Annotated in this window: 17 protein-coding genes; 9 read left to right on the forward strand and 8 right to left on the reverse strand. The window is 64.1% G+C overall.

Translation table 11 applies throughout. The annotated features are described in order from the left end of the window. Positions 1-21 precede the first annotated feature (21 nt). Positions 22-993, reverse strand: a complete 972-nt coding sequence (locus tag CI41S_RS32335) for a helix-turn-helix domain-containing protein (RefSeq protein ID WP_139485460.1) — start codon at positions 991-993, stop codon at positions 22-24. 417 nt (positions 994-1,410) lie between these two features. On the opposite strand from CI41S_RS32335, the gene xoxF5 reads away from it, so the two are divergent. The 5 genes from xoxF5 to CI41S_RS32360 all read left to right on the forward strand — a co-directional run bounded on the left by xoxF5 (position 1,411) and on the right by CI41S_RS32360 (position 6,667). Beyond that, a complete protein-coding gene (xoxF5, locus tag CI41S_RS32340) occupies positions 1,411-3,219 on the forward strand; it encodes a lanthanide-dependent methanol dehydrogenase XoxF5 (RefSeq protein ID WP_139485461.1) in 1,809 nt (602 codons plus the stop codon). Between the two features lie 124 nt (positions 3,220-3,343). Further along, complete coding sequence (locus tag CI41S_RS32345) at positions 3,344-3,826, forward strand: c-type cytochrome, methanol metabolism-related (RefSeq protein WP_172628302.1); 483 nt, start codon at positions 3,344-3,346, stop codon at positions 3,824-3,826. Between the two features lie 49 nt (positions 3,827-3,875). Continuing rightward, positions 3,876-4,985: an S-(hydroxymethyl)glutathione dehydrogenase/class III alcohol dehydrogenase gene (locus CI41S_RS32350; RefSeq protein ID WP_139485462.1), complete on the forward strand. Its 1,110-nt coding sequence runs from the start codon at positions 3,876-3,878 to the stop codon at positions 4,983-4,985. Between the two features lie 33 nt (positions 4,986-5,018). Further along, positions 5,019-5,582 (forward strand): S-(hydroxymethyl)glutathione synthase, encoded by a 564-nt coding sequence (gfa, locus tag CI41S_RS32355; RefSeq protein WP_139485463.1) that lies wholly within the window; start codon positions 5,019-5,021, stop codon positions 5,580-5,582. Between the two features lie 131 nt (positions 5,583-5,713). Continuing rightward, entirely contained in the window at positions 5,714-6,667 is a 954-nt protein-coding gene (locus tag CI41S_RS32360; RefSeq protein ID WP_139863146.1) for a hypothetical protein, read from the forward strand. Between the two features lie 15 nt (positions 6,668-6,682). Here CI41S_RS32360 and CI41S_RS32365 read toward each other — a convergent pair whose 3' ends face one another. Next, positions 6,683-7,129 (reverse strand): hypothetical protein, encoded by a 447-nt coding sequence (locus CI41S_RS32365; protein ID WP_139863147.1) that lies wholly within the window; start codon positions 7,127-7,129, stop codon positions 6,683-6,685. 254 nt (positions 7,130-7,383) lie between these two features. Here CI41S_RS32365 and CI41S_RS32370 point away from each other — a divergent pair, with 254 nt between their 5' ends. Continuing rightward, entirely contained in the window at positions 7,384-8,526 is a 1,143-nt protein-coding gene (locus tag CI41S_RS32370) for an epoxide hydrolase family protein (protein ID WP_139863148.1), read from the forward strand. An 825-nt stretch (positions 8,527-9,351) separates the two neighbouring features. On the opposite strand, the gene CI41S_RS32380 is transcribed toward CI41S_RS32370, so the two are convergent. From CI41S_RS32380 to CI41S_RS32405, 6 genes are all read right to left on the reverse strand, one after another. Next, entirely contained in the window at positions 9,352-10,146 is a 795-nt protein-coding gene (locus CI41S_RS32380) for a class II aldolase/adducin family protein (RefSeq protein WP_139863149.1), read from the reverse strand. Positions 10,147-10,302: 156 nt separating this feature from the next. Then, the gene (locus CI41S_RS32385) at positions 10,303-10,965 is read right to left on the reverse strand and encodes a 2-hydroxychromene-2-carboxylate isomerase (protein WP_139863150.1); all 663 of its coding nucleotides are present in this window, start codon (positions 10,963-10,965) and stop codon (positions 10,303-10,305) included. Between the two features lie 503 nt (positions 10,966-11,468). Then, positions 11,469-13,391 (reverse strand): flavin-containing monooxygenase, encoded by a 1,923-nt coding sequence (locus tag CI41S_RS32390; RefSeq protein WP_139863151.1) that lies wholly within the window; start codon positions 13,389-13,391, stop codon positions 11,469-11,471. A 9-nt stretch (positions 13,392-13,400) separates the two neighbouring features. After that, complete coding sequence (locus CI41S_RS32395) at positions 13,401-14,174, reverse strand: SDR family NAD(P)-dependent oxidoreductase (RefSeq protein WP_139863152.1); 774 nt, start codon at positions 14,172-14,174, stop codon at positions 13,401-13,403. Continuing rightward, complete coding sequence (locus CI41S_RS32400; protein ID WP_139863153.1) at positions 14,164-14,814, reverse strand: TetR/AcrR family transcriptional regulator; 651 nt, start codon at positions 14,812-14,814, stop codon at positions 14,164-14,166. The genes CI41S_RS32395 and CI41S_RS32400 overlap by 11 nt, the downstream gene beginning before the upstream one ends. Beyond that, positions 14,811-16,307 carry an AMP-binding protein gene (locus tag CI41S_RS32405; protein ID WP_139863154.1) on the reverse strand — a complete coding sequence of 499 codons (1,497 nt, stop codon included), beginning with the start codon at positions 16,305-16,307 and terminating at the stop codon, positions 14,811-14,813. Before CI41S_RS32405 ends, CI41S_RS32400 begins: the two co-directional genes overlap by 4 nt. A gap of 170 nt (positions 16,308-16,477) precedes the next feature. Between CI41S_RS32405 and CI41S_RS32410 the strand changes: the two genes are divergently transcribed. The 3 genes from CI41S_RS32410 to CI41S_RS32420 all read left to right on the forward strand — a co-directional run bounded on the left by CI41S_RS32410 (position 16,478) and on the right by CI41S_RS32420 (position 19,754). Next, positions 16,478-17,737 (forward strand): ABC transporter substrate-binding protein, encoded by a 1,260-nt coding sequence (locus tag CI41S_RS32410; protein WP_139863155.1) that lies wholly within the window; start codon positions 16,478-16,480, stop codon positions 17,735-17,737. Between the two features lie 98 nt (positions 17,738-17,835). Continuing rightward, positions 17,836-18,738, forward strand: a complete 903-nt coding sequence (locus CI41S_RS32415) for a branched-chain amino acid ABC transporter permease (RefSeq protein ID WP_139485474.1) — start codon at positions 17,836-17,838, stop codon at positions 18,736-18,738. Continuing rightward, complete coding sequence (locus tag CI41S_RS32420; protein WP_139863156.1) at positions 18,735-19,754, forward strand: branched-chain amino acid ABC transporter permease; 1,020 nt, start codon at positions 18,735-18,737, stop codon at positions 19,752-19,754. The genes CI41S_RS32415 and CI41S_RS32420 overlap by 4 nt, the downstream gene beginning before the upstream one ends.

Raw genomic sequence — 19,754 nt, forward strand, 5'->3', positions numbered from 1 at the left:
CACGCACGCCGGGCGCAGGCGCTATTCCAGCACCACGTCCACCGCGATGCCGTGCTGGGCCTTGTGCACAGACGACGGCGCGATGCCGAAATATTTCCGGAACACGCGGCTGAAATGCGAGGAACTGGAAAAGCCCCAGGAGAACGCGACGTCGGTGATGGTCTTGCCGTTCTGGCTTTCCAGCTCGGCCCGGCAATGCTGCAGCCGGGCCTTCCAGATGTAGTCGCTGACCGTCATGCCGCGATCGCTGAACAGCATGTGCAGGTAGCGCTTCGAGCAGCCGAGCGCCGCCGAGATCCGGTCGATGCAGAGATCGGGATCGCGCAGGTGCTCGCGAATATAGCCCTGGGCGCGCACATAGGTGGCTTCGGCGCTGCCGCGATCGAACATCGCGCCGGTCTCGCGCAGCGGCAGCAGCAACAGGTCGATCAGCGAATCGGCGACGCCCACCGCATTCACCGGCGACAGTTTCGAGGCTTCGCCGAACGCGGCGTGCACGAAGTCGTAGGCGATGCGGCCGGTGCCGTTGCGCGCCGACAATTTGCACGGCGCCATCTTGGAGAGCTGGAAGCCGCGCTCCTTCAACAGGTCCTTCGGCACGATCACCACCTCATGGCGCGTCAGCGACGGGCTGATGATGGTGTGCGGGCAGGACACGTCATAGGCGAAGCAGTCGCCGGGCATGATGTCGAAGTGGCGGCCGTCCTGCTCGAAATGCGAGACACCGTGGGTCTGGAACACGATCTTGATGTAGGGGTGCTCGGACAGCTTGATGCGCGAGACGGTGTGCGCGATTCGATGCTGGCTCGCCTCGATCTGGCAGAGCTTCAGCCGCGAGACCGTGGTGAAATTGATCCGGCCCTCGAGCGAGGATCCTTCCAGCGGATCGACGTCGAACTGACCGCACAGATCGGTCAGCGCATCTGACCAGCGCTGGATCTGCCGCCGGGGCGTCAATCCGTTCGTGCTGAGTGAATGGACTGTATCGGACATCTTTTCAGCCACCGATTCGATCCCCCCAGCGTGACTGTTCGTCGCGCAAAGCCTGGCCCGAGATTGCGCCGTTTCCCGCGGATTTTCGCGAGGTCGAGGGAAGGCGGCGGGATTTCCTCCCGGTCAATGTCGGGCAATCCTCCGTCTAAGTTCTTGCGCCGTCAAGCTCAACCTTGAAGGGCGCGAGGCCCCAAGGTGGCCGCGGCGCGCTGGATGCTCTGCAACATGGCGCAGCCTTCCTGGGGCGCACGCAAGAGATACAGGAAAAATCTTACCGAGTTTCGCTGTCGAGCAAACGGCTCTTCCCTTTTGGGCAAGTCGGCCATGGCCAATGGGGGTAGGGCTAAGGAACCAAAATGGAAGAAGTGGGCCGTTTCGACGGAAACCCTTGAGCTCTTAAACTGGGAGGAATCCACGATGCGCAAGTTGCTCTACGCGACCGGTCTTGGGGCAATGGCGGTGTTCGCCGCCGGGGCTGCCAATGCCAATGACGAACTCCACAAGATGGCGCAGAACCCGAAAGACTGGGTCATGCCCACCGGGGACTACGCCAATACGCGCTTTTCGAAGCTGAATCAGATCAACGCCTCGAACGTCGGAAAGTTGCAGGTCGCCTGGACGTTTTCGACCGGCGTTCTGCGCGGCCACGAAGGCGGCCCGCTGATCGTCGGCAACGTCATGTACGTGCATACCCCGTTCCCCAACAAGGTCTATGCTCTTGACCTTTCGAACGAGAACAAGATCATTTGGAAATACGAGCCGAAGCAGGATCCGAACGTCATTCCGGTAATGTGCTGCGACACGGTGAACCGTGGCGTGGCCTATGGCGATGGCAAGATCTTCCTGCATCAGGCCGACACCACGCTGGTAGCGCTCGACGCCAAGACCGGCAAGGTGGAGTGGCAGACCAAGAACGGCGATCCCAGCAAGGGCTCGACCGGCACCTCGGCGCCGATGGTGGTCAAGGACAAGGTCCTGATCGGCATCTCTGGCGGCGAGTTCGGCGTGCAGTGCCACGTTACCGCCTACGACATCAAGTCGGGCAAGCAGGTGTGGCGCGCCTTCTCCGAAGGTCCGGATGACCAGATCATGGTCGATCCCGCCAAGACCACCGATCTCGGCAAGCCGATCGGCAAGGACTCGAGCATCAAGACCTGGCAGGGCGACCAGTGGAAGATCGGCGGGGGCTGCACGTGGGGCTGGCTGGCCTACGATCCCTCGCTCGACCTGATGTACTACGGCTCGGGCAACCCCTCGACCTGGAATCCGAAGCAGCGTCCGGGCGACAACAAGTGGTCGATGACCATCTTCGCGCGCAATCCGGACACCGGCATGGCCAAGTGGGTCTACCAGATGACCCCGCACGACGAATGGGACTATGACGGCGTCAACGAGATGATCCTCACCGATCAGCAGATCGGCGGCGCCGATCGCAAGCTCCTGACCCACTTCGACCGCAACGGCCTCGGCTACACGCTCGACCGCAACACCGGTGAACTGCTGGTCGCCGAAAAGTACGATCCGAAGGTGAACTGGACCTCCGGCGTCGACATGAAGAAGGACTCGCCGACCTACGGACGTCCGAAGGTCCTCGATGCCGCGTCGACCGACAAGGCGGGTGAGGACGTCAACGTCAAGGGCATCTGCCCGGCGGCGCTCGGTTCGAAGGACGAGCAGCCGGCAGCCTACTCGCCGGATACGCAGCTGTTCTACGTGCCGACCAACCACGTCTGCATGGACTATGAGCCGTTCAAGGTGAGCTACACCGCAGGTCAGCCCTATGTCGGCGCGACGCTGTCGATGTATCCGCCTCCCGGCGAGACCCACATGGGCAACTTCATCGCCTGGGACGGCAAGACCGGCAAGATCGTGTGGTCGAACAAGGAGCAGTTCTCGGTCTGGTCGGGCGCGCTCGCGACCGCCGGTGGCGTGGTGTTCTACGGCACGCTGGAAGGCTACCTGAAGGCTGTCGACGCCAAGACGGGCAAGGAGCTCTACAAGTTCAAGACCCCGTCCGGCATCATCGGCAACGTCACGACCTATGAGAACAATGGCAAGCAGTATGTCGCAGTGCTGTCAGGTGTCGGCGGTTGGGCAGGCATCGGCCTCGCGGCCGGTCTGACTGATCCGACGGCAGGTCTCGGCGCGGTTGGCGGTTATGCCGCGCTGAGCAACTACACCGCGCTCGGCGGAACGCTCACCGTGTTCTCGCTGCCGCAGCAATGAGCTGACCACCTCGTTCCGGCGCATGGGGTGACCTCCATGCGCCGGTGCGTCTTCAAACTCTACTACGAGGACAAGGCTCTTGCGTAAGATCTGGTTTGTGAGTGCTGCGATCTTTGTCGTGGCAATGGGAGGAGTTGCTTTCGCGGAGGACGCGGGTGATCCGACCGCCGTCAAGTCCGAAGACGGCAAGTATCTCGACAAGGATGGCAACCCGACGTTCAAGGTCGCGCCCGACGGTACGACGGACTGGTACGCCTACTCCGGATACCGCCGTTACCATTCGGAGTGCCACGTCTGTCACGGTCCCGACGGGATGGGATCGACCTACGCTCCGGCGCTGACGGAATCGCTGAAGACGATGAGCTACGGGGATTTCCTCGGCGTGGTCGCGAGCGGGCGCAAGAACGTCAACACGGCGCAGGAGAACGTGATGCCGGCGTTCGGCGATAATCCGAACGTTGCCTGCTACATGGACGACCTCTATGTCTACCTGCGCGCCCGCGCCAATGGTGCGGTTGGACGTGTTCGGCCGGCAAAGCATGAAAACAAGTCGGAAGCCTACACCAAGGCGGAAGACGCCTGCATGGGCAACGACAGCAAGAAGTGAGCGTGTCCGGCGCGAACGACAACTTTAGAAACGTGATTTGGAGACCAAGATGAAAACGCGCGCCGCAGTCGCATTCGAGGCAAAGAAGCCGCTGGAGATCGTCGAACTGGATCTGGAAGGCCCCAAGGCCGGCGAGGTCCTTGTCGAGATCAAGGCGACCGGCATCTGCCACACCGACGCCTACACGCTCGACGGCTTCGACAGCGAAGGCATCTTCCCGTCGATCCTCGGCCATGAGGGCGCCGGCATCGTGCGCGAGGTCGGCGCCGGCGTGACTTCGGTCAAGCCCGGCGATCACGTGATCCCGCTCTACACGCCCGAATGCCGCCAGTGCAAAAGCTGCCTGAGCCAGAAGACCAATCTCTGCACCGCGATCCGTGCCACCCAGGGCAAGGGCGTGATGCCCGACGGTACCTCGCGCTTCAGCTACAAGGGCAAGCCGGTCTATCACTACATGGGCTGCTCGACCTTCTCGAACTTCACCGTGCTGCCCGAAATCGCGGTGGCGAAGATCCGCGAGGACGCGCCGTTCGACAAGAGCTGCTACATCGGCTGCGGCGTCACCACCGGCGTCGGCGCGGTGGTCAACACCGCCAAGGTGACGCCGGGCGCCAACGTCGTGGTGTTCGGTCTCGGCGGCATCGGGCTGAACGTGATCCAGGGCGCCAAGATGGTCGGCGCCGACAAGATCATCGGCGTCGATATCAACGACTCCAAGGAAGCCTGGGGCAAGCAGTTCGGCATGACGCACTTCGTCAATCCGACCAAGGTCGGCGGCGACATCGTGCAGCATCTGGTCGGCCTGACCGACGGCGGCGCCGACTACACCTTCGACTGCACCGGCAATACCAATGTGATGCGCCAGGCGCTGGAGGCCTGCCATCGCGGCTGGGGCGTCTCGGTCGTGATCGGTGTTGCGGAATCCGGCAAGGAGATCGCAACCCGGCCGTTCCAGCTCGTCACCGGCCGGGTCTGGAAGGGCACCGCCTTCGGCGGCGCGCGCGGCCGCACCGACGTGCCGAAGATCGTCGACTGGTACATGAACGGCAAGATCCAGATCGATCCGATGATCACCCACGTGCTGAAGCTCGAGGAGATCAACAAGGGCTTCGATCTAATGCACGAGGGTAAATCGATCCGCTCGGTCGTCGTATTCTGAAATCAAAACACCAAGCACTAGGAGGATAGATCCATGACTGTTCATATCCACCCATCGGTCGACAACGGCGTCAAACAGGGCTCCGGCAGCTTCGCCGGCGGCACGCTGGTTTGCAAATGTGCAAGCAAGCCGGTCAAGGTCGGCATCAAGGGCGACGTCGCCCACAACCACGCCTGCGGCTGCACCAAGTGCTGGAAGCCCTCGGGCGCAATCTTCTCGGTGGTCGCGGTGGTGCCGCGCGAGAACGTCACCGTGCTGGAGAACGGCGACAAGCTGAAGATCGTGGATGCCGCCGCGGTGATCCAGCGTCATGCCTGCACCGGCTGCGGCACGCATATGTACGGCCGGATCGAGAACAAGGGCCATCCGTTCTACGGCCTCGATTTCATCCATCCCGAGCTGTTCCAGGAGTCCGGCTCGGCGGCGCCCGGCTTTGCCGCGTTCGTCTCGTCGGTGATCGAGTCCGGCGTCAAGCCGGCCGACATGGCCGGGATCAGGTCGCGCCTGAAGGAGCTTGGGCTCGAACCCTATGACTGCCTGTCACCGCCGCTGATGGATGCGATTGCCACCCACGTGGCGAAGTCCAAGGCGGCTTGATCGAGGCCGCCTGACGGGCTCAGCCCTGACGAGATCCAGCGCCGGCCGGCGAGCCGTTGCCGGCGCTGGATGCCTGCAATGAACTACCCCGTGACCTTGAACCTTGCATGCCCTGCGGACGACCACAGGGCATGCATTTGTTCACCCGCTTTGCCCTCGTTGCTGCCCCGGTGCTGGCTCTGTCGCACGCCAATGCGGCGTCGCCGGAGGACCGCTACATCGCCATGCGTGACGCTGCGATCGCCAAATTCGCCAAGCTGGAGAAGGACGGCAAGACTGGCGACGCCGTCGACAAGGCGGAAGCCGCGGCCCGCGATGAGCTCAAGGCGCAGCTCACCGCCATCCTGCCCGAGCCCGCCCGTCCGGGCTTTGCCCCGGCCCAGCTCAATCTCGACACTTTATATAAAGGCGATATGGGGTTCGGTCTGCTCGACGGGCTGCGCTTCGATGCCGACACCGGCAGGGACGGCGGAAAAATTGGCGAGAAGCGCCACGACGGCAGCTTTGTCGAGCCGAAAGCCCACATCATCGTCACCACCGAAACCCTGTTCACGCGCTGGCTGAGCGGACACAAGACCTGGTGGGACAAGGGCAGCAAGAACGTCCCGCAGCAGGTCGATGCTGCCTTGAGGTTCGAGGGCCTCTACACCCAGGCGATCTCGACCGATGCCGCCGTGATCAATTTCCACGAGCTGCCGATCGCCAAGCCGGCGTCGGCCACCGTGACTTACGGCTTCCTCGGCGGCCGCACCCAGGATTCCTTCCCCGACGCCGCCGATGAGGTGTTCGTCGCAGCGCTCGCCGGCGGTAAAATGTACATCGCCTATGGCGAACTCGCGCCGACCGTGCAGGTGCCGGCCTGCACCGCGATCCGTGCCGAGTTCAACAAGAAGGCGGATGAAGCCGCCGAGAAGCTCGAGCGCAAGCAGATCACCCGCAAGGCCTATGACAAGCTCGGCGACCTGCGCCAGCAGGGCGAGGATGCCTTCAAGCGCTGCTTTACCGAGCGCGCGCCGCAACAGCCGGCGTTCGCCGAGGCGACCAGGCAGGCGCAGGCGCTGCTGGAGACGGCGCTCGGCAAATAGTCCGCCGCCCGCGGATCACAGGGCGTGCGCCAGCGCGTAGACGAGGAAAGCAAGCCAACCCGCCTGCGTGATCAGCCAGCTTGCAAATACGGTGAAGAGCAGCCCGCCTGAGAATGCCGGCATCTGCTCTTGCACTCTGGCGAGCGACTTGATGCCGAACGGCAGCAACAGAAAAAATGTCGGCGCGAAAAGCAGGCCGCAAACGGTGGGGATGAGAACGATGGTCAAGACAGCGGACGAACTGCTCATCGTGAAGAACTGAGGCGGAAACAGCAGATAGGTGATGAAGATTGCAGGGGTGAAGAAGGCGGACGCGACCGCCGGCGAGAATCCTGTCGCTTCGGCATCCTGTCTGTTCGCCCATGCGCTGATGATGATCCATCCGGCCAGGAACGCGACGATCGGCGGCAGCGCCAGTTTCAACAGAAGGTCGTGCGGGTCGTTGGTCAGTGAGAAGATCACAGCGTGCTCCTTCGATTCCGAATCGATCGGCCGGTTCGGCTGAAGTGCAAGCCGTCGCAGCCGATATCCGGTGGCTCCGCCGCTTCCGCCGCTCCGCGATTCATGCCGAACTGTTGTGGCACCCTGCCTTGCAGCGGCGCAGCAGCGACTGTGCAGAGTTTGCGTTTTGTCGTGCAGGGGGCGTGCAGGCAGTGGATTTGATCGATCGATGGTCCGTGTCTATCTTAGGCACGTTCCGCGCCGAGGGAGATGCCATGACCGCCGTCATCAACCCGTTCCGTATCGCCGTCACCGATGATGTCCTCGACGATCTCCGCACCCGGCTGCGCCGGACGCGCTGGCCCGAGGCCGAGCTGGTCGACGACTGGAGCCAGGGCGCGCCGCTGCAATGGATCCAGGACGTCTGCCGCTACTGGGCCGAGGACTACGACTGGCGCAAGCGCGAGGCGCAGCTCAACCGTTTTGCGCAGTTCACCACCGAGATCGATGGGCTCGACATCCATTTCATCCATGTCCGCTCGAAACATCCGGAAGCCAGGCCGCTGATCATCACCCATGGCTGGCCGGGATCGGTGGTCGAATTCCACAAGGTGATCGAGCCGCTGACCGACCCGACCGCGCATGGCGGCAGCACGGCCGACGCGTTCCATGTGGTGTGCCCGTCGTTGCCGGGCTTTGGCTTCTCCGCAAAGCCGGTCACGACAGGCTGGGGCGTCGACCGCATCGCGCGCGCCTGGGCCGTGCTGATGGCGCGGCTCGGCTATGGCAGCTATTTCGCGCAAGGCGGCGATTGGGGTTCGGCGGTCACCACCGCGATCGGCGGCCTCGACGCCGCGCACTGCGCTGGCATCCACATCACGCTGGCGATGTCGACCCGGCCCAATGTCGAGGGCCAGCCGACGCCGGAGGAGACGCGGGCGCTCAACGGCATCAAATACTATGCCGACTGGGACTCCGGCTATTCCAAGCAGCAATCGACCCGGCCGCAGACGCTGGGTTACGGCCTGACTGATTCGCCAAGCGGGCAGGCGGCCTGGATCTTGGAAAAATTCTGGGCCTGGACCGACTGCGACGGCCATCCGGAAAACATCCTCAGCCGCGACGAGCTGCTCGACAACGTCATGCTGTACTGGGTCACCGCGACGGCTGCGTCGTCGGCGCGGCTGTACTGGGAAAGTTTTGGAGCGAGGAAGCGCACCGTGCACCGGGTGAGCGTGCCGACCGGCGTCGCGGTCTTCCCCAAGGAGATCGTCACCCCCGTCCGCAAATGGATGGAGGCAAGCTTCAGCAACATCCGGCACTGGAGCGAGATGCCGAAGGGCGGCCACTTCTCCGCGTTCGAGCAGCCCGAGCTGTTCGTCGGCGACGTTCGCAAGTTCTTCCGGACGCTGCGCTAACCGCGCATTGCGAGCCGCGCTCGGCAATCGATGCCGGGGCGGATTCTGCAGATGCGCGAGCCAACTTCCGACATACGGAAATGCGGGTCACGCGATGGTGAGCGTCTCGACCCGCCGTTCGCGCAGCCGTGATTTTTTACGGCGTGTCTTATCTCGCGCGCATACCTACCTAACCATTGTCCAACGAAATTCAGAGGAAACGCTCTCAACGGAGCAGCGATGGCGCGCGCGTGGTCCGCGCCAAAACACGAACCGTTCAGAGTACGACGATGATTGGATTCAAGACTTCGATTGTTGCTGCGATGATGTCGATTGGCCTGATGAGCTCTGCAAGCGCCCAGTGCCCGACCTGGGCGACGGATAATCCGGCGTCTTTTGATGCACAATACCCCGACCGGAGTGTGTTGAACGATTGCGAGCTAACGCCGGCAGGCAGAATGGGCCTGGAACGGCCCGGCGGCGCGGCTCCCTGGTTTGGGCCCAACAGGGCTTATGAGGAAATGCCTGGCGTTGCTCCGCATCGCGGCTTTCGGCACCGATCGCGGTGAGGCCCGTAGGATCGGTGGAGCGCAGCGAGCGTGAATCATACTACCCGTCATCCTGAGGTGCGAGCCTTGCGGCGCGCTTGCGCCGCTTGGCGAGCCTCGAAGGATGAATCGGCCCGGCTGGTGGCCGTCGATCCTTCGAGGCTCGCAAGCGCTCGCGCCTCCAGCGACAAAGTCGAAGCCTTTGCGCGGGGATGACGGAATCAACAGCGGCGCGACGCGCTCGGTGTCGTCCCGGCCTTCGCGGGGACGATGCCGTCATTGTGCGAGGCGTCCCGCCTCAATTCCGATACGACGGATCGGCGCGATCGAGCTTGCGCAGCAGCGCGGGCCAGGCGAGTTCGCCGTTGCGGGCGGCGCGGCCGGGTTTTGGCAGCATCCGCTCGTAGGTGTCTTCGAGGATACTTTGCGGCGGATAGATCAGCTTGGTGTTGCAGGACAGCGCCATCACCTGGGTCTGGCAGGCGCGCTCGAGCCGGAACAGCACGTTGAAGGCGGCCGGCACGGTTTGACCGACGACCAGCAAACCATGATTGCGCAAAATCATCGCTTCGTTGTCGCCGAGGTCGCGCACCAGGCGCTCGCGCTCGTCGACATTGTCGGCGATGCCTTCAAAATCGTGATAGGCGATGTGCAGGAAGCGCATCGATGTCTGCGCGATCGGCAGCAGGCCGCATTCCATCGCCGAGACCGCCATGCCGGCCGGCGTGTGGGTGTGCGCGACGCAGTCGATATCGTGCTTGGCCATGTGGATGGCGCTGTGAATGACGAAGCCGGCGACGTTGACGTCGTAGTCGGAGGCATTGAGCAGCGTGTTGCCGGCGACGTCGACCTTGATCAGCGAGGAGGCGTCGATCTCTTCGTAGAGCATGCCGTAGGCGTTGATCAGGAACTGGTCGGTGGTGCCGGGCACGCGGCAGGAGATGTGGTTCGCGATCATCTCCGTCATGCCGTACATCGCCGTGAGGCGATAGCAGGCGGCGAGATCGACGCGGGCCTGCCACTCCTCCGCGCTCACCTGCTCGCGGACGGATTTGACGACCTTGATCGCGGGCGAGCTGACGGGAGGATTCATGGCGTGCTTTCCTGGATGATGTCTACCGGTCGAAGGCCGGCTCGTGGCGCGCAAGATAGCAGAAACCGCAGGACGGCAACGCGCGCGGTGTCGGCTTATTTGCGGGTCTGGCGGGCAAAATCGGAATGCGACATTGGCCGCGCGGCCGGTCCGATGTCAGGATCCGGGACGAGCCGGCGCATGCGTCGGCGCCTCCTTCCGGTGCCGGCTGCCGAGCGCGGCCGCGATCGTCTCGGGATGCTTGATCCGCTCGATCAGCATGTCGATGCGATCGCCGCCCCAGAACAATTCGCCGTTGAACACCATGCTGGGCACGCCGAACACGCCGAGCGCCTCGGCCTCGTCGATGATGCGGTCGTGCTCGGCGCGGGCAGGGCCGTGCACATAGGCCTCGAAGTCGTCGGCGGAGCCGCCGATCGACGATATCACGCCGGAGATTTCCGACAGCTCGTCGATCTCGAGCTCGTGGTTCCAGAACCGGCGGAACACCGTGTCGTGATAGGGACGGAACAGCCCGTGGCGCTGCGCGAACAGCATGCCGGCGCTGGAATAGAATGCATCATAGATCCGGCGCGGGCCCTTCATGGTGAGCCCCTGCGCGTTGGCGAAGCGCCGCGCGTCCATATAGAGGTAGCGCACCTTGCGCCAGAAATGCGGCGTGCGCTCCTCGACCGTACCCATGAATTCGGGAATGCGCAGCGTGTAGGGCAGCCATTCCAACGCGACACCGTGGTCTTCCAGCTCGAACAGCCGCTTGTTGGCAACGAAGGCGTAGGGGCTCTTGTAGTCGGTGTAGATGCGTACAATCGGCTTTTCCATCGTCATTCCTCACCTGGCCGGACGATTGTTTCCGATCCGGAGCGGTGACGCAACGATGCGACGATGAGCAGACGGCGGGTAAACGAATGGGCCCCGGTGCATTCAAGCATCAGCGGGGCCCTGCTACTTCGTTTTAGCGAAGGATATCTGGTACACACCAGTGGTGTTTCGGGACCTGAGAGCGCGTGGCCTTTGCGCTCCTGTCCTGCGGATATGGTCAGATTGTCGGCAGTACACGCGGCTAGCAGCTGCTGTTCGCCTCAACGTGCACCGTGACCTTGCCGTTGAGCAAGGTCGCTGGCTTTCGCCGGTGGCGTCATGCTCCTCTCCAAGGGTGGGCCGACGGACATCTGTCCGCTTTTTTCTGCGTGGCGGTCGACGACATAATCGCCCGTCAATTCCTGCGATGCGGGGAGCTGCGCTCCTTCACCCCAACAGGTGCAGTCATCGAAATGCTGCGGCAGATATCGCGGTCTGTCAAGTTACCGAAAGGCCAATTCAGGTCAGCGTTCCTGTCCGGCCCTGGTCTGGCGATAGTGGCTGAAATCAGGATCGTGCGTCACTTTCCAGTAGTCGACGAACCGCCATGGCATCGCCGAGAACACGCGGCCGCGCTTGTTGCGGTAATAGGTCGTCATCCCCGGATGCGTCCAGATCAACTGCTCATGCTCGGCATCGACCCGGCTGATGTACTCGTCGTGCGCGTCACGATGCACATCGATCGCGGCGATATCGTTCTCGATCATCGCGACCAGGCAGGCGGAGATGTAGCGGCTCTGGCATTCCGACTGGAAGATCACGCTGCCGCCATGCGCGGGCCCCGAGTTCGGCCCGAGCATCACGAACAGATTGGGAAAGTCCGGCACGGTGAGGCCGAGATAGGCGGTCGGGTTGTCGTCGCGCCAAACCTGCTTCAGGTTCTTGCCGTCGCGTCCGGTGATGTTGAGCCGCGCCGCCATCTCGGTGACCTTGAAGCCGGTCGAGATCACGATGAGGTCGTGCGGCCGCAGCTTGCCGTCGGCGGTGACGATTCCTTCCGGCGCGAAGCGATCGATCGGATCGGTGACCAGCTCGACATTCGGCCGGGTCAGCGTCCTGAACCAGTTGTTGTCGAGCAGGATGCGCTTGCCGTAGGGCGGATAGGTCGGCACGCATTTCTCGATCAGGTCGGGGCGATCCTTCAGCTCCGACAAGATGAAGTCGGTGAGCTCCTGGCGATGCCGGTCATTGCCCTTGTTGACGGCGCGGTCCGGATGCGGCCAGGCCGGGTCCTTGCGCAGGAACGGCAGCAAGCCGTCGCCGTAGCGCCAGAACATGTTGAAGCGGTACCACTGCACATAGAACGGCAGATGCGCCAGTAGCCATTGCGCGCCCTCGGTGATCGGGTCGGAATAGCCCTTCACCGGCCGCGCCCACTGCGCGGTGCGCTGATAGACGGTGACCGAGGCGACGCGATCGGCGATCGCAGGCACCAGCTGCATCGCGGTCGCGCCGGTGCCGATCACAGCGACATGCTTGCCGTCGAGCTTGATGTCGTCGGACCACAGCGCCGAATGCAGCTTCAGGCCGGCGAACTCTTCATCTCCCTTGAAGCGGGCAGGCAAGGGGTCGTTGAGCTGGCCGATGGCGCTGACCAGCGCGGTCGATTCAAAGGTCTCCTCGCCGCTCTTCGTCCTGAGGGTCGAGATCCAGCGCCGCTTGCCCTCGTCCCAGCGCGAGGCGATCAGCTCGGTGTTGAGGCGGACATTCCCGCGAATGTCGTGCTCGCGGACGACCTTGAGCAGATAGTCCAGCAGTTCCTGGCGCTGCGCGAAATAGCGCGTCCACGGATTGCGCGCGCCGAAGGAGAAGGAATAGGAGTGGTTCGGTGTATCGACGCCGCAGCCGGGGTAGCGGTTGACGTACCAGGTGCCGCCGATCTCGTCGTTCTTCTCGACGATCGTATAGGGGATGCCGAGCCGCCCGAGCGCAACGGCGAGCGCGATCGCGCAGACGCCGGCGCCGACGATCAGCACATGCTGCTGCGCCAGGGTCCCGCCGGAGGGACGCGCGTGCCAGCGCGCCTCGCGCGGGATAAAACCCATCTCCTCGCGCATCAGCGGCGCATATTCCGGCGCGACAGGCTCGCCCAGCGTCGCGCGCATCATCCGCAGCATCAGCTCGTCGCCGGGATCGGTGATGACGGGTGCAGGCCGGCCGTTGGCGAACAGGTTGAGGACCGCGGCGCGGACCTCGTCCTGGATCTCCTTCGGCACGCCGGCGTCGGGATCGGGGATCAGGCGAACGTCGCGCTTCGGCTTGTAGGGCGGCTCGAGCCACTTCTCGTCGCCGGTCATGTGCACCAGCACCATCAGCAGCACGCGGATGTCGCCTTCCGCGACGGCGGAGGCCAGATCGAGGGGCTTGCGCGAGAGCTCGATATTCATGCGGTGTCCTCAGTTTGCTGGTGCATCCGGCAGGCCGCCATAGGCGGCCCAACTGGTGCCGGCGATGTAGCCGGCATCGACCGGCAGGTTGATGCCGGTGACGCCGCTGCTCAGTGGCGACAGCAGCCAGGCGATCGCCTGCGCCACTTCCATCGGCTCAACCAGCCGGTTCATCGCGGTCGGCCGCGCGAGCATCTCCTTGTCGAGCGCGCCCGAGGCGATGCCGGCCTCGAGCATCGCCGTGCGGGTGAAGCCGGGCGACACGGCATTGACGCGGACGCCGGCGCGGCCCCATTCGGCGGCCAGCGTCTGGGTGATCTGGATGACGCCGGCCTTCGCCGCGGTGTAGGCGTGGATCGGTCCGGACGTCATGCCGGCCACCGAGGCGACGTTGACGATGGCGCCATGCCGCCGCTTCGCCATGGCGACGCCGACGCTGCGCGCGACCAGGAAGGTGCCGCGCAGGTCGATGTTGACCTCGCGGTCCCATTGCTCCATCCGCACCCGCTCGATCGGATGCATCTTGCCGAACACGCCGGCGGCGTTAACGAGACCCGTGATCGGACCGTGCGCCTTCTCGATGTCGGCGACACCGGTGACGACGGCGGCTTCGCTCGCGACGTCGAACGGCGCCGGCCAAAGGATCGCATTGGTTCCGGCCAACGGTTCTGGCGCGATATCGACGATCACGACGCGGTGGCCCTGATCGGCGAGCAGCGATGCCGTCGCCGCACCAATGCCGCGGCTGCCGCCGGTGACAAGAATGGTGCCGTCAGCGCTCATGGGAGGTATCCTTGTGACCGGCGCCGAACAGGCCGCGGGTGATCAGCTTCCGGTAGGCCGAGATGACATGGTCCGGCACGGCAGTGACGCCCTGCTCGGAGTAGGAGTAGCGGCGGCTGAGATAGCCGCGCGCCCCCATCAGCACATGGACAATCGCCTCGAACTCGTCGTCGCTGTAATCGGTGATAGCGCCCGCGGTACGGGCACGGCGCAGGATGCGCACATAGGCACTCGAGATGTTGTCGAGGTGCTTCTGGTAGCCGATTGGCGCGAAGAACTCCGCTTCGTTGAGAATGCGCAAGAACTCCGGCACCTCGCGGATGAAATCGAAGAAGGCGCCGAAGCGCGCGATCTCCTGGCGCGCGGCATCCGCGGTGCCGGTGCGCGCGCGGATGAAGCGGACCATGTCGAGGCCGATCTTCGGCAGCAGCTGGTCGAGCAGTTCCTGGCGGTTCTCGAAATGATTGTAGAAGGTGCCCTGCGCGACGCCGGCCGCTTCGGTGATGCGGGCGACCGAGGCTTCGGCGTAGCCGTATTTGCCGACCATCTTGGTCGCGGCGTCAAAAATTCTCTGCTTGGTCCAGGCGTTGCGCTCGACCCGGTTGAGTTTCGTGACTTTGGCGGATGTCGCTTGCGTCATGTCGTCGCCTCGAGTTCAGCGCGGAGCACGCGCTTCAACACCTTGCCGGACGGATTGCGCGGCAGGCTGTCGCGGATGATCAACTGCTTCGGCACCTTGAAGCCGGCGAGGCGGGTGCGGCAATGATCGGTCAGCTGTTGCAGATCGAGCCTCGCGCCGTTCGCCGGCACCACGACCGCGACCGGCCTCCCGCCCCAGCGCGCGTCCGGCAGCCCGATCACCGCGACCTCGCGTACGTCGGGCATTTCGTAGATCACGCGCTCGACCTCGGAGGAAGCGATGTTCTCGCCGCCCGAGACGATCATGTCCTTCTTGCGGTCGGTCAGATACAGAAAGCCGTCGGCGTCGAGATAGCCGATATCGCCGGTGCGGAACCAGTCGCCGAAGAAGGCGGATGCGGTCTTCTCCGGATCGTTCCAGTAGCCCAGCGTCAGCTTCGGGCCGCGCAAGCAGATCTCGCCGTTCTGCCCGGCGGGCAGGCGCTTGCCGGCCTCGTCGCGGATTTCGATCTCGACATGGGCGATGGCGCGGCCGGTCGAGCCGATCTTCTCGATCTCGCGGCCAGCCTCCATAAAAGTGTCGCCGCCGCAGCTTTCGGTGAGGCCGTAGGCATCGATGTAGCGCGCGTTGCGAAAATACTCCGAGAAGGCGTGGATGCGGACCTCCGGCGTCTTCTCGCCGCCGCCGATCGCCCATTGCAGGCTGGAGACGTCGTAGCGTTCGCGGTTCGGGCAGGTCAGGAGGGCCGTGGTCATCACAGGCGCGAACCACGCGGCGTTCAGCTTCTCGCGTTCGATTGCGGCCAGCGCCGGCTCGGCTTCGAAGCTGCGATGAATGCACAGCATGCCGCCGTGCCAGAGCACGGCGATGCCGGGCAGGTCGAGCGCGCCGACGTGATAGAGCGGGCCGACGACGAGCAGCCGCGTGTCGGCATTCAGCCCGAGCACCAGCGTCTGGTCGGCGGACTTCCAGTAGATGTTCTCGTAACTGAGCATCACGCCCTTGGGGCGGTCGGTGGTGCCCGAGGTGTACATCAGCCGCATCAAGTCGCGCGGCTGGCGCACATGCATCGGCGCGCGCGCGATATCGGGCGCCAGATTGGTGACGCCGGATTGCGCGACCTCGTCGAGCAGCACCGTCGGCGCGCCGCCGGCCACGATCTCCGCAAACTCCTCGTCGGCGATCAGCAGCCGCGCGCCGGAATTGCCGACGATGTAGCCGACCTCGTCCGCCGACAGGCGGTAGTTGATCGGCAGAAACACCGCGCCGATGTGGCTGGTCGCGAACACCAGTTCGAGGAACGCCGTGCTGTTCTTCATCAGGACGGCGACGACATCGCCGGGACCGATGCCTTGTCCGGCGAGCCAGCCGCCGGCCTGCCGGATCCGCAGGTCGAAATCCGCATAGGAGATGTCTTCGCCGCGATATTTCAGCGCACAGCGGTCCGGGGTCCGCCTGGCATGAAACGCGATGAAGCTGGAGAGATTGATCATTCGCCGCCCATCGGGCCGGTTTCCGGCGCCGTCTCCTCCCTGGATGAATTATGACTCGTAATTCATCTTTGGCTTGACGTCACCCCCCTTGCTCTGAAAACATTGTGGGCACGGAGACGGCACGATCTCCGAGAGGGATTTGGGAACGCGAATCCGACAGGGAGAGGAAAATGACGAGAACCCGTAAACCGGGCATCAGCCGGCGCGCGACTCTGGCGCTGATGGGCGCAGGCGCCGTGAACGTTGCCGCGCCATGGGTGGCGCGCGCGCAGGCCAAGACCATCAAGGTCGGCATGCCGACCATTCTGTCGGGCCGCGTCGCTCAGCTCGGCACCTCCTCGCGCAACGGGGTGATGCTGGAGGTCGAGAAGATCAACGCCGCAGGCGGCCTCGCCGGACGGCAGATCGAGATGGTGATCCGCGATTCCAAGGGGCAGCCGCAGGAAGCCGCGCGCATCGCGCGCGAACTCGTCAACACCGACGGCTGCGAGCTGCTGTTCGACGGCGAGGCGTCGTCGGGATCGTTCGCGGTTCACGAGGTGGCGCGCGACCTCGGCGTGCTCTGCATCCACACCTGCTCGGAAGCGTCGTCGCTGACGGCCGATCCCAAGCAGCACATTCCGAACGCATTCCGCTGCGTCCGCCAAGGTATCCATGACTCGATCGTCGGCGCCAGCTATGCGGCGCAGATATCGAAGGCCAAGGGCCTGAAGAAGTGGGCGACCTGTTCGCCTGATTACGCCTATGGCCGCGACACCACCGCCGAGTTCGTGCTGTACCTGAAGAAGTTCGCGCCCGATGTCGAGATCATCAGCGAGTCCTGGCCAAAGCTGTTCCAGCCCGACTACACCGAGGTGGTGACCAAGATCCTGCAGGCCAAGCCGCAGGCGCTGTATTCTTGCCTGTGGGGCGGCGATCTCACCTCCTACATCGATCAGGCCAACATCTACGCGATGTTCAGCCAGATGGAGGTGTTCGCGGTCAACATGGCCGACTACACCGCGCTCACCGTGGTGAAGAACCTGCCGAAGGGCATCCACTCCGGCGACCGCTACATCAAGACGTTCCCGGCGACGCCGGAGAATGCCGCCTGGGGCGATGCCTACAAGGCGAAGTACAACGAGTATCCGACCAACTGGTCGTGGCAGAACGCGACCGCGGTGATGTTCCTCGACGCGGCCGTGAAGAAGGCCAACTCGACCGACGGCAAGAAGATCGCGGAGGCCCTGACCGGGTTGACCATCAAATGTCCGTTCGGCGCCGACGGCACCGTCACCATGCGCGCCGAGGACCGCACGCTGGTCGGCTACGCGATCGGCTGGGGCACCACGATCCCGCAGGAGCCCTACGTGCCCGACGTCAAGGCCGGCGACTGGAAGACCATCTTCGAGCTCGAGGCCGAGTGGAAGAAGAGCAAGGGCTACACCTGATCCGTCGACGGCGTGAGGCGGCGCCTGCCGCTTTCCGCCCGTCGCATACTGTTTGTTGCGCGCCGAAAATCGCGGCTCGCTGGAGTGGATGATCTCTCGTGGACCTCGACGCGCTCGCCGGCTGTCTCACCAGTCCTGCCTGCCTGGTGACGCAAACCACCAGCGGCCTCATCATCGGCATGCTGCTGTTTCTGGTCGCGGTCGGGCTGACCTTGATCTTCGGCGTGCTCAAGGTGGTCAATTTCAGCCACGGCGCCTTCTACATGTTCGGCGCCTATTTTGCGATGACCGCCTATCAGCTCACCGGCAGCTTCGCGCTGGCGATGCTGTGCGGCGCCGCGGGCACGGCACTGCTCGGCCTGATCTTCGAGCGCGCCTTCATGAGCCGGGTCTACGGCGCCGACGTCTTGATGCAGCTGCTGGTGTGCTACGCCTTCGTGCTGATCTTCGACGACGTCGTCCGCATGATCTGGGGACCGGAATTCAAGTCGATGGGCATGCCGGCGGCGTTCCAGGTGCCGCCGCTGTTCATCGCCGGCGGCGTGGTGCCGCCGTATTATCTGCTGCTGATCGGCGTGGCGCTGGTCGCCGCCGTGATCCTCGGGCTGGGGCTGGCGCGCTCGCGGATCGGCAAGGTGATCCGCGCCGCCGCGCATAATCCCGGCATGGTCTCCGCGCTCGGCATCAACACCGGGCTGATCTATGGCGGCGTGTTCGCGCTCGGCGGCATGCTGGCGGGGCTGGCCGGCGCGCTGGCCGCGCCGGTGCGCTCGCTGACGCCGGGCATGGGCTTCTCGGTGCTGATCGAGTCCTTCATCGTCACCGTGATCGGCGGCATGGGCTCGATTCTCGGCGCGCTGATCGGCGCGCTCCTGATCGGCCTGATCCGCTCCTTCGGCTCGCTCGGCTTCCCGCTGTTCACCGAAGGCCTGATGTATCTGTTCATGGTGATCGTGCTGGTGTCGCGCCCGACCGGCCTGTTCGGCAAGGAGGTCGCATGACCGAGCTGCAGGCCGGGCAGGGTGCGCAACCCATCGAGGTACCCCGGATCGACGCCCGGCCGCAGCGCTATCGCGACGTGCTGATCGCACTCGCGGCCTTCATCGTGCTGGCGCTGCTGCCGATGCTGTTCGGCAGCAAGCAACTGCTCGATTTCGTGATCCGCTGCGCCGCCTACGGACTGTTCGCGACCTCGCTCAACCTCTTGGTCGGCTACACCGGGTTGATCTCGTTCGGCCACGGCATGTTCTTCGGCCTCGGCGCCTATGGCTTCGGCCTGATGATGCAGAAGACCGGCGTCGCGATCCCGGTGGCCTTCGTCGCCACGCTGGCGATCACCTTCGTCGTCTCCGTCGTGATCGGCGCGGTCTGCGTGCGGCTGAAGGAAATCTACTTCGCCTTCGTCACGCTGGCGTTCCAGATGCTGATCCACTCCACCATCCTGTCGTGGCAGTCGCTGACCGGCGGCGACCAGGGGCTGCGCGGCGGCATTCCGCGGCCGCCGTTCCTCGGTATCGACCTCTCGAACCACCTGCATCTCTACATCATGAGCTGCGCGCTGCTGGTGATCGGGCTGCTGCTGATGCGCCAGATCGCGCAATCGCCGTTCGGCTACACGCTGCGCATGATCCGCGACAACGCCACGCGGGCGAGCTTTATCGGCATCAACGTGTGGCGGGCGAAGCTGACAATCTTCGTGCTGGCGGCGCTGTTCGCCTCGACCGGCGGCATGATCATGGCGCTGTTCGTCTCCGGCGCCTATCCGGAATTCGCCTATTGGACGATCTCGGGCGAGGGCATCTTCATCAACATGCTCGGCGGCGTCACCACCTTCCTCGGGCCGATGGTCGGCACGGTGCTCCTGCTGATCCTCAACGACACCGTGACCCGCCTGACCGAGTATCACGGCATCGTGCTCGGCATCGTGATCCTGTTCTTTGCCATCGGCCTTCGGAAAGGCCTGATGGATTTCGTCGTCGAGTGGATCGCGCAGCGTCGCGGAAAGGCGGGCGGCTAG

Origin of the sequence: Bradyrhizobium ivorense, from assembly GCF_900696085.1 — a bacterium.
In the GTDB taxonomy this organism is placed as follows: domain Bacteria; phylum Pseudomonadota; class Alphaproteobacteria; order Rhizobiales; family Xanthobacteraceae; genus Bradyrhizobium; species Bradyrhizobium ivorense.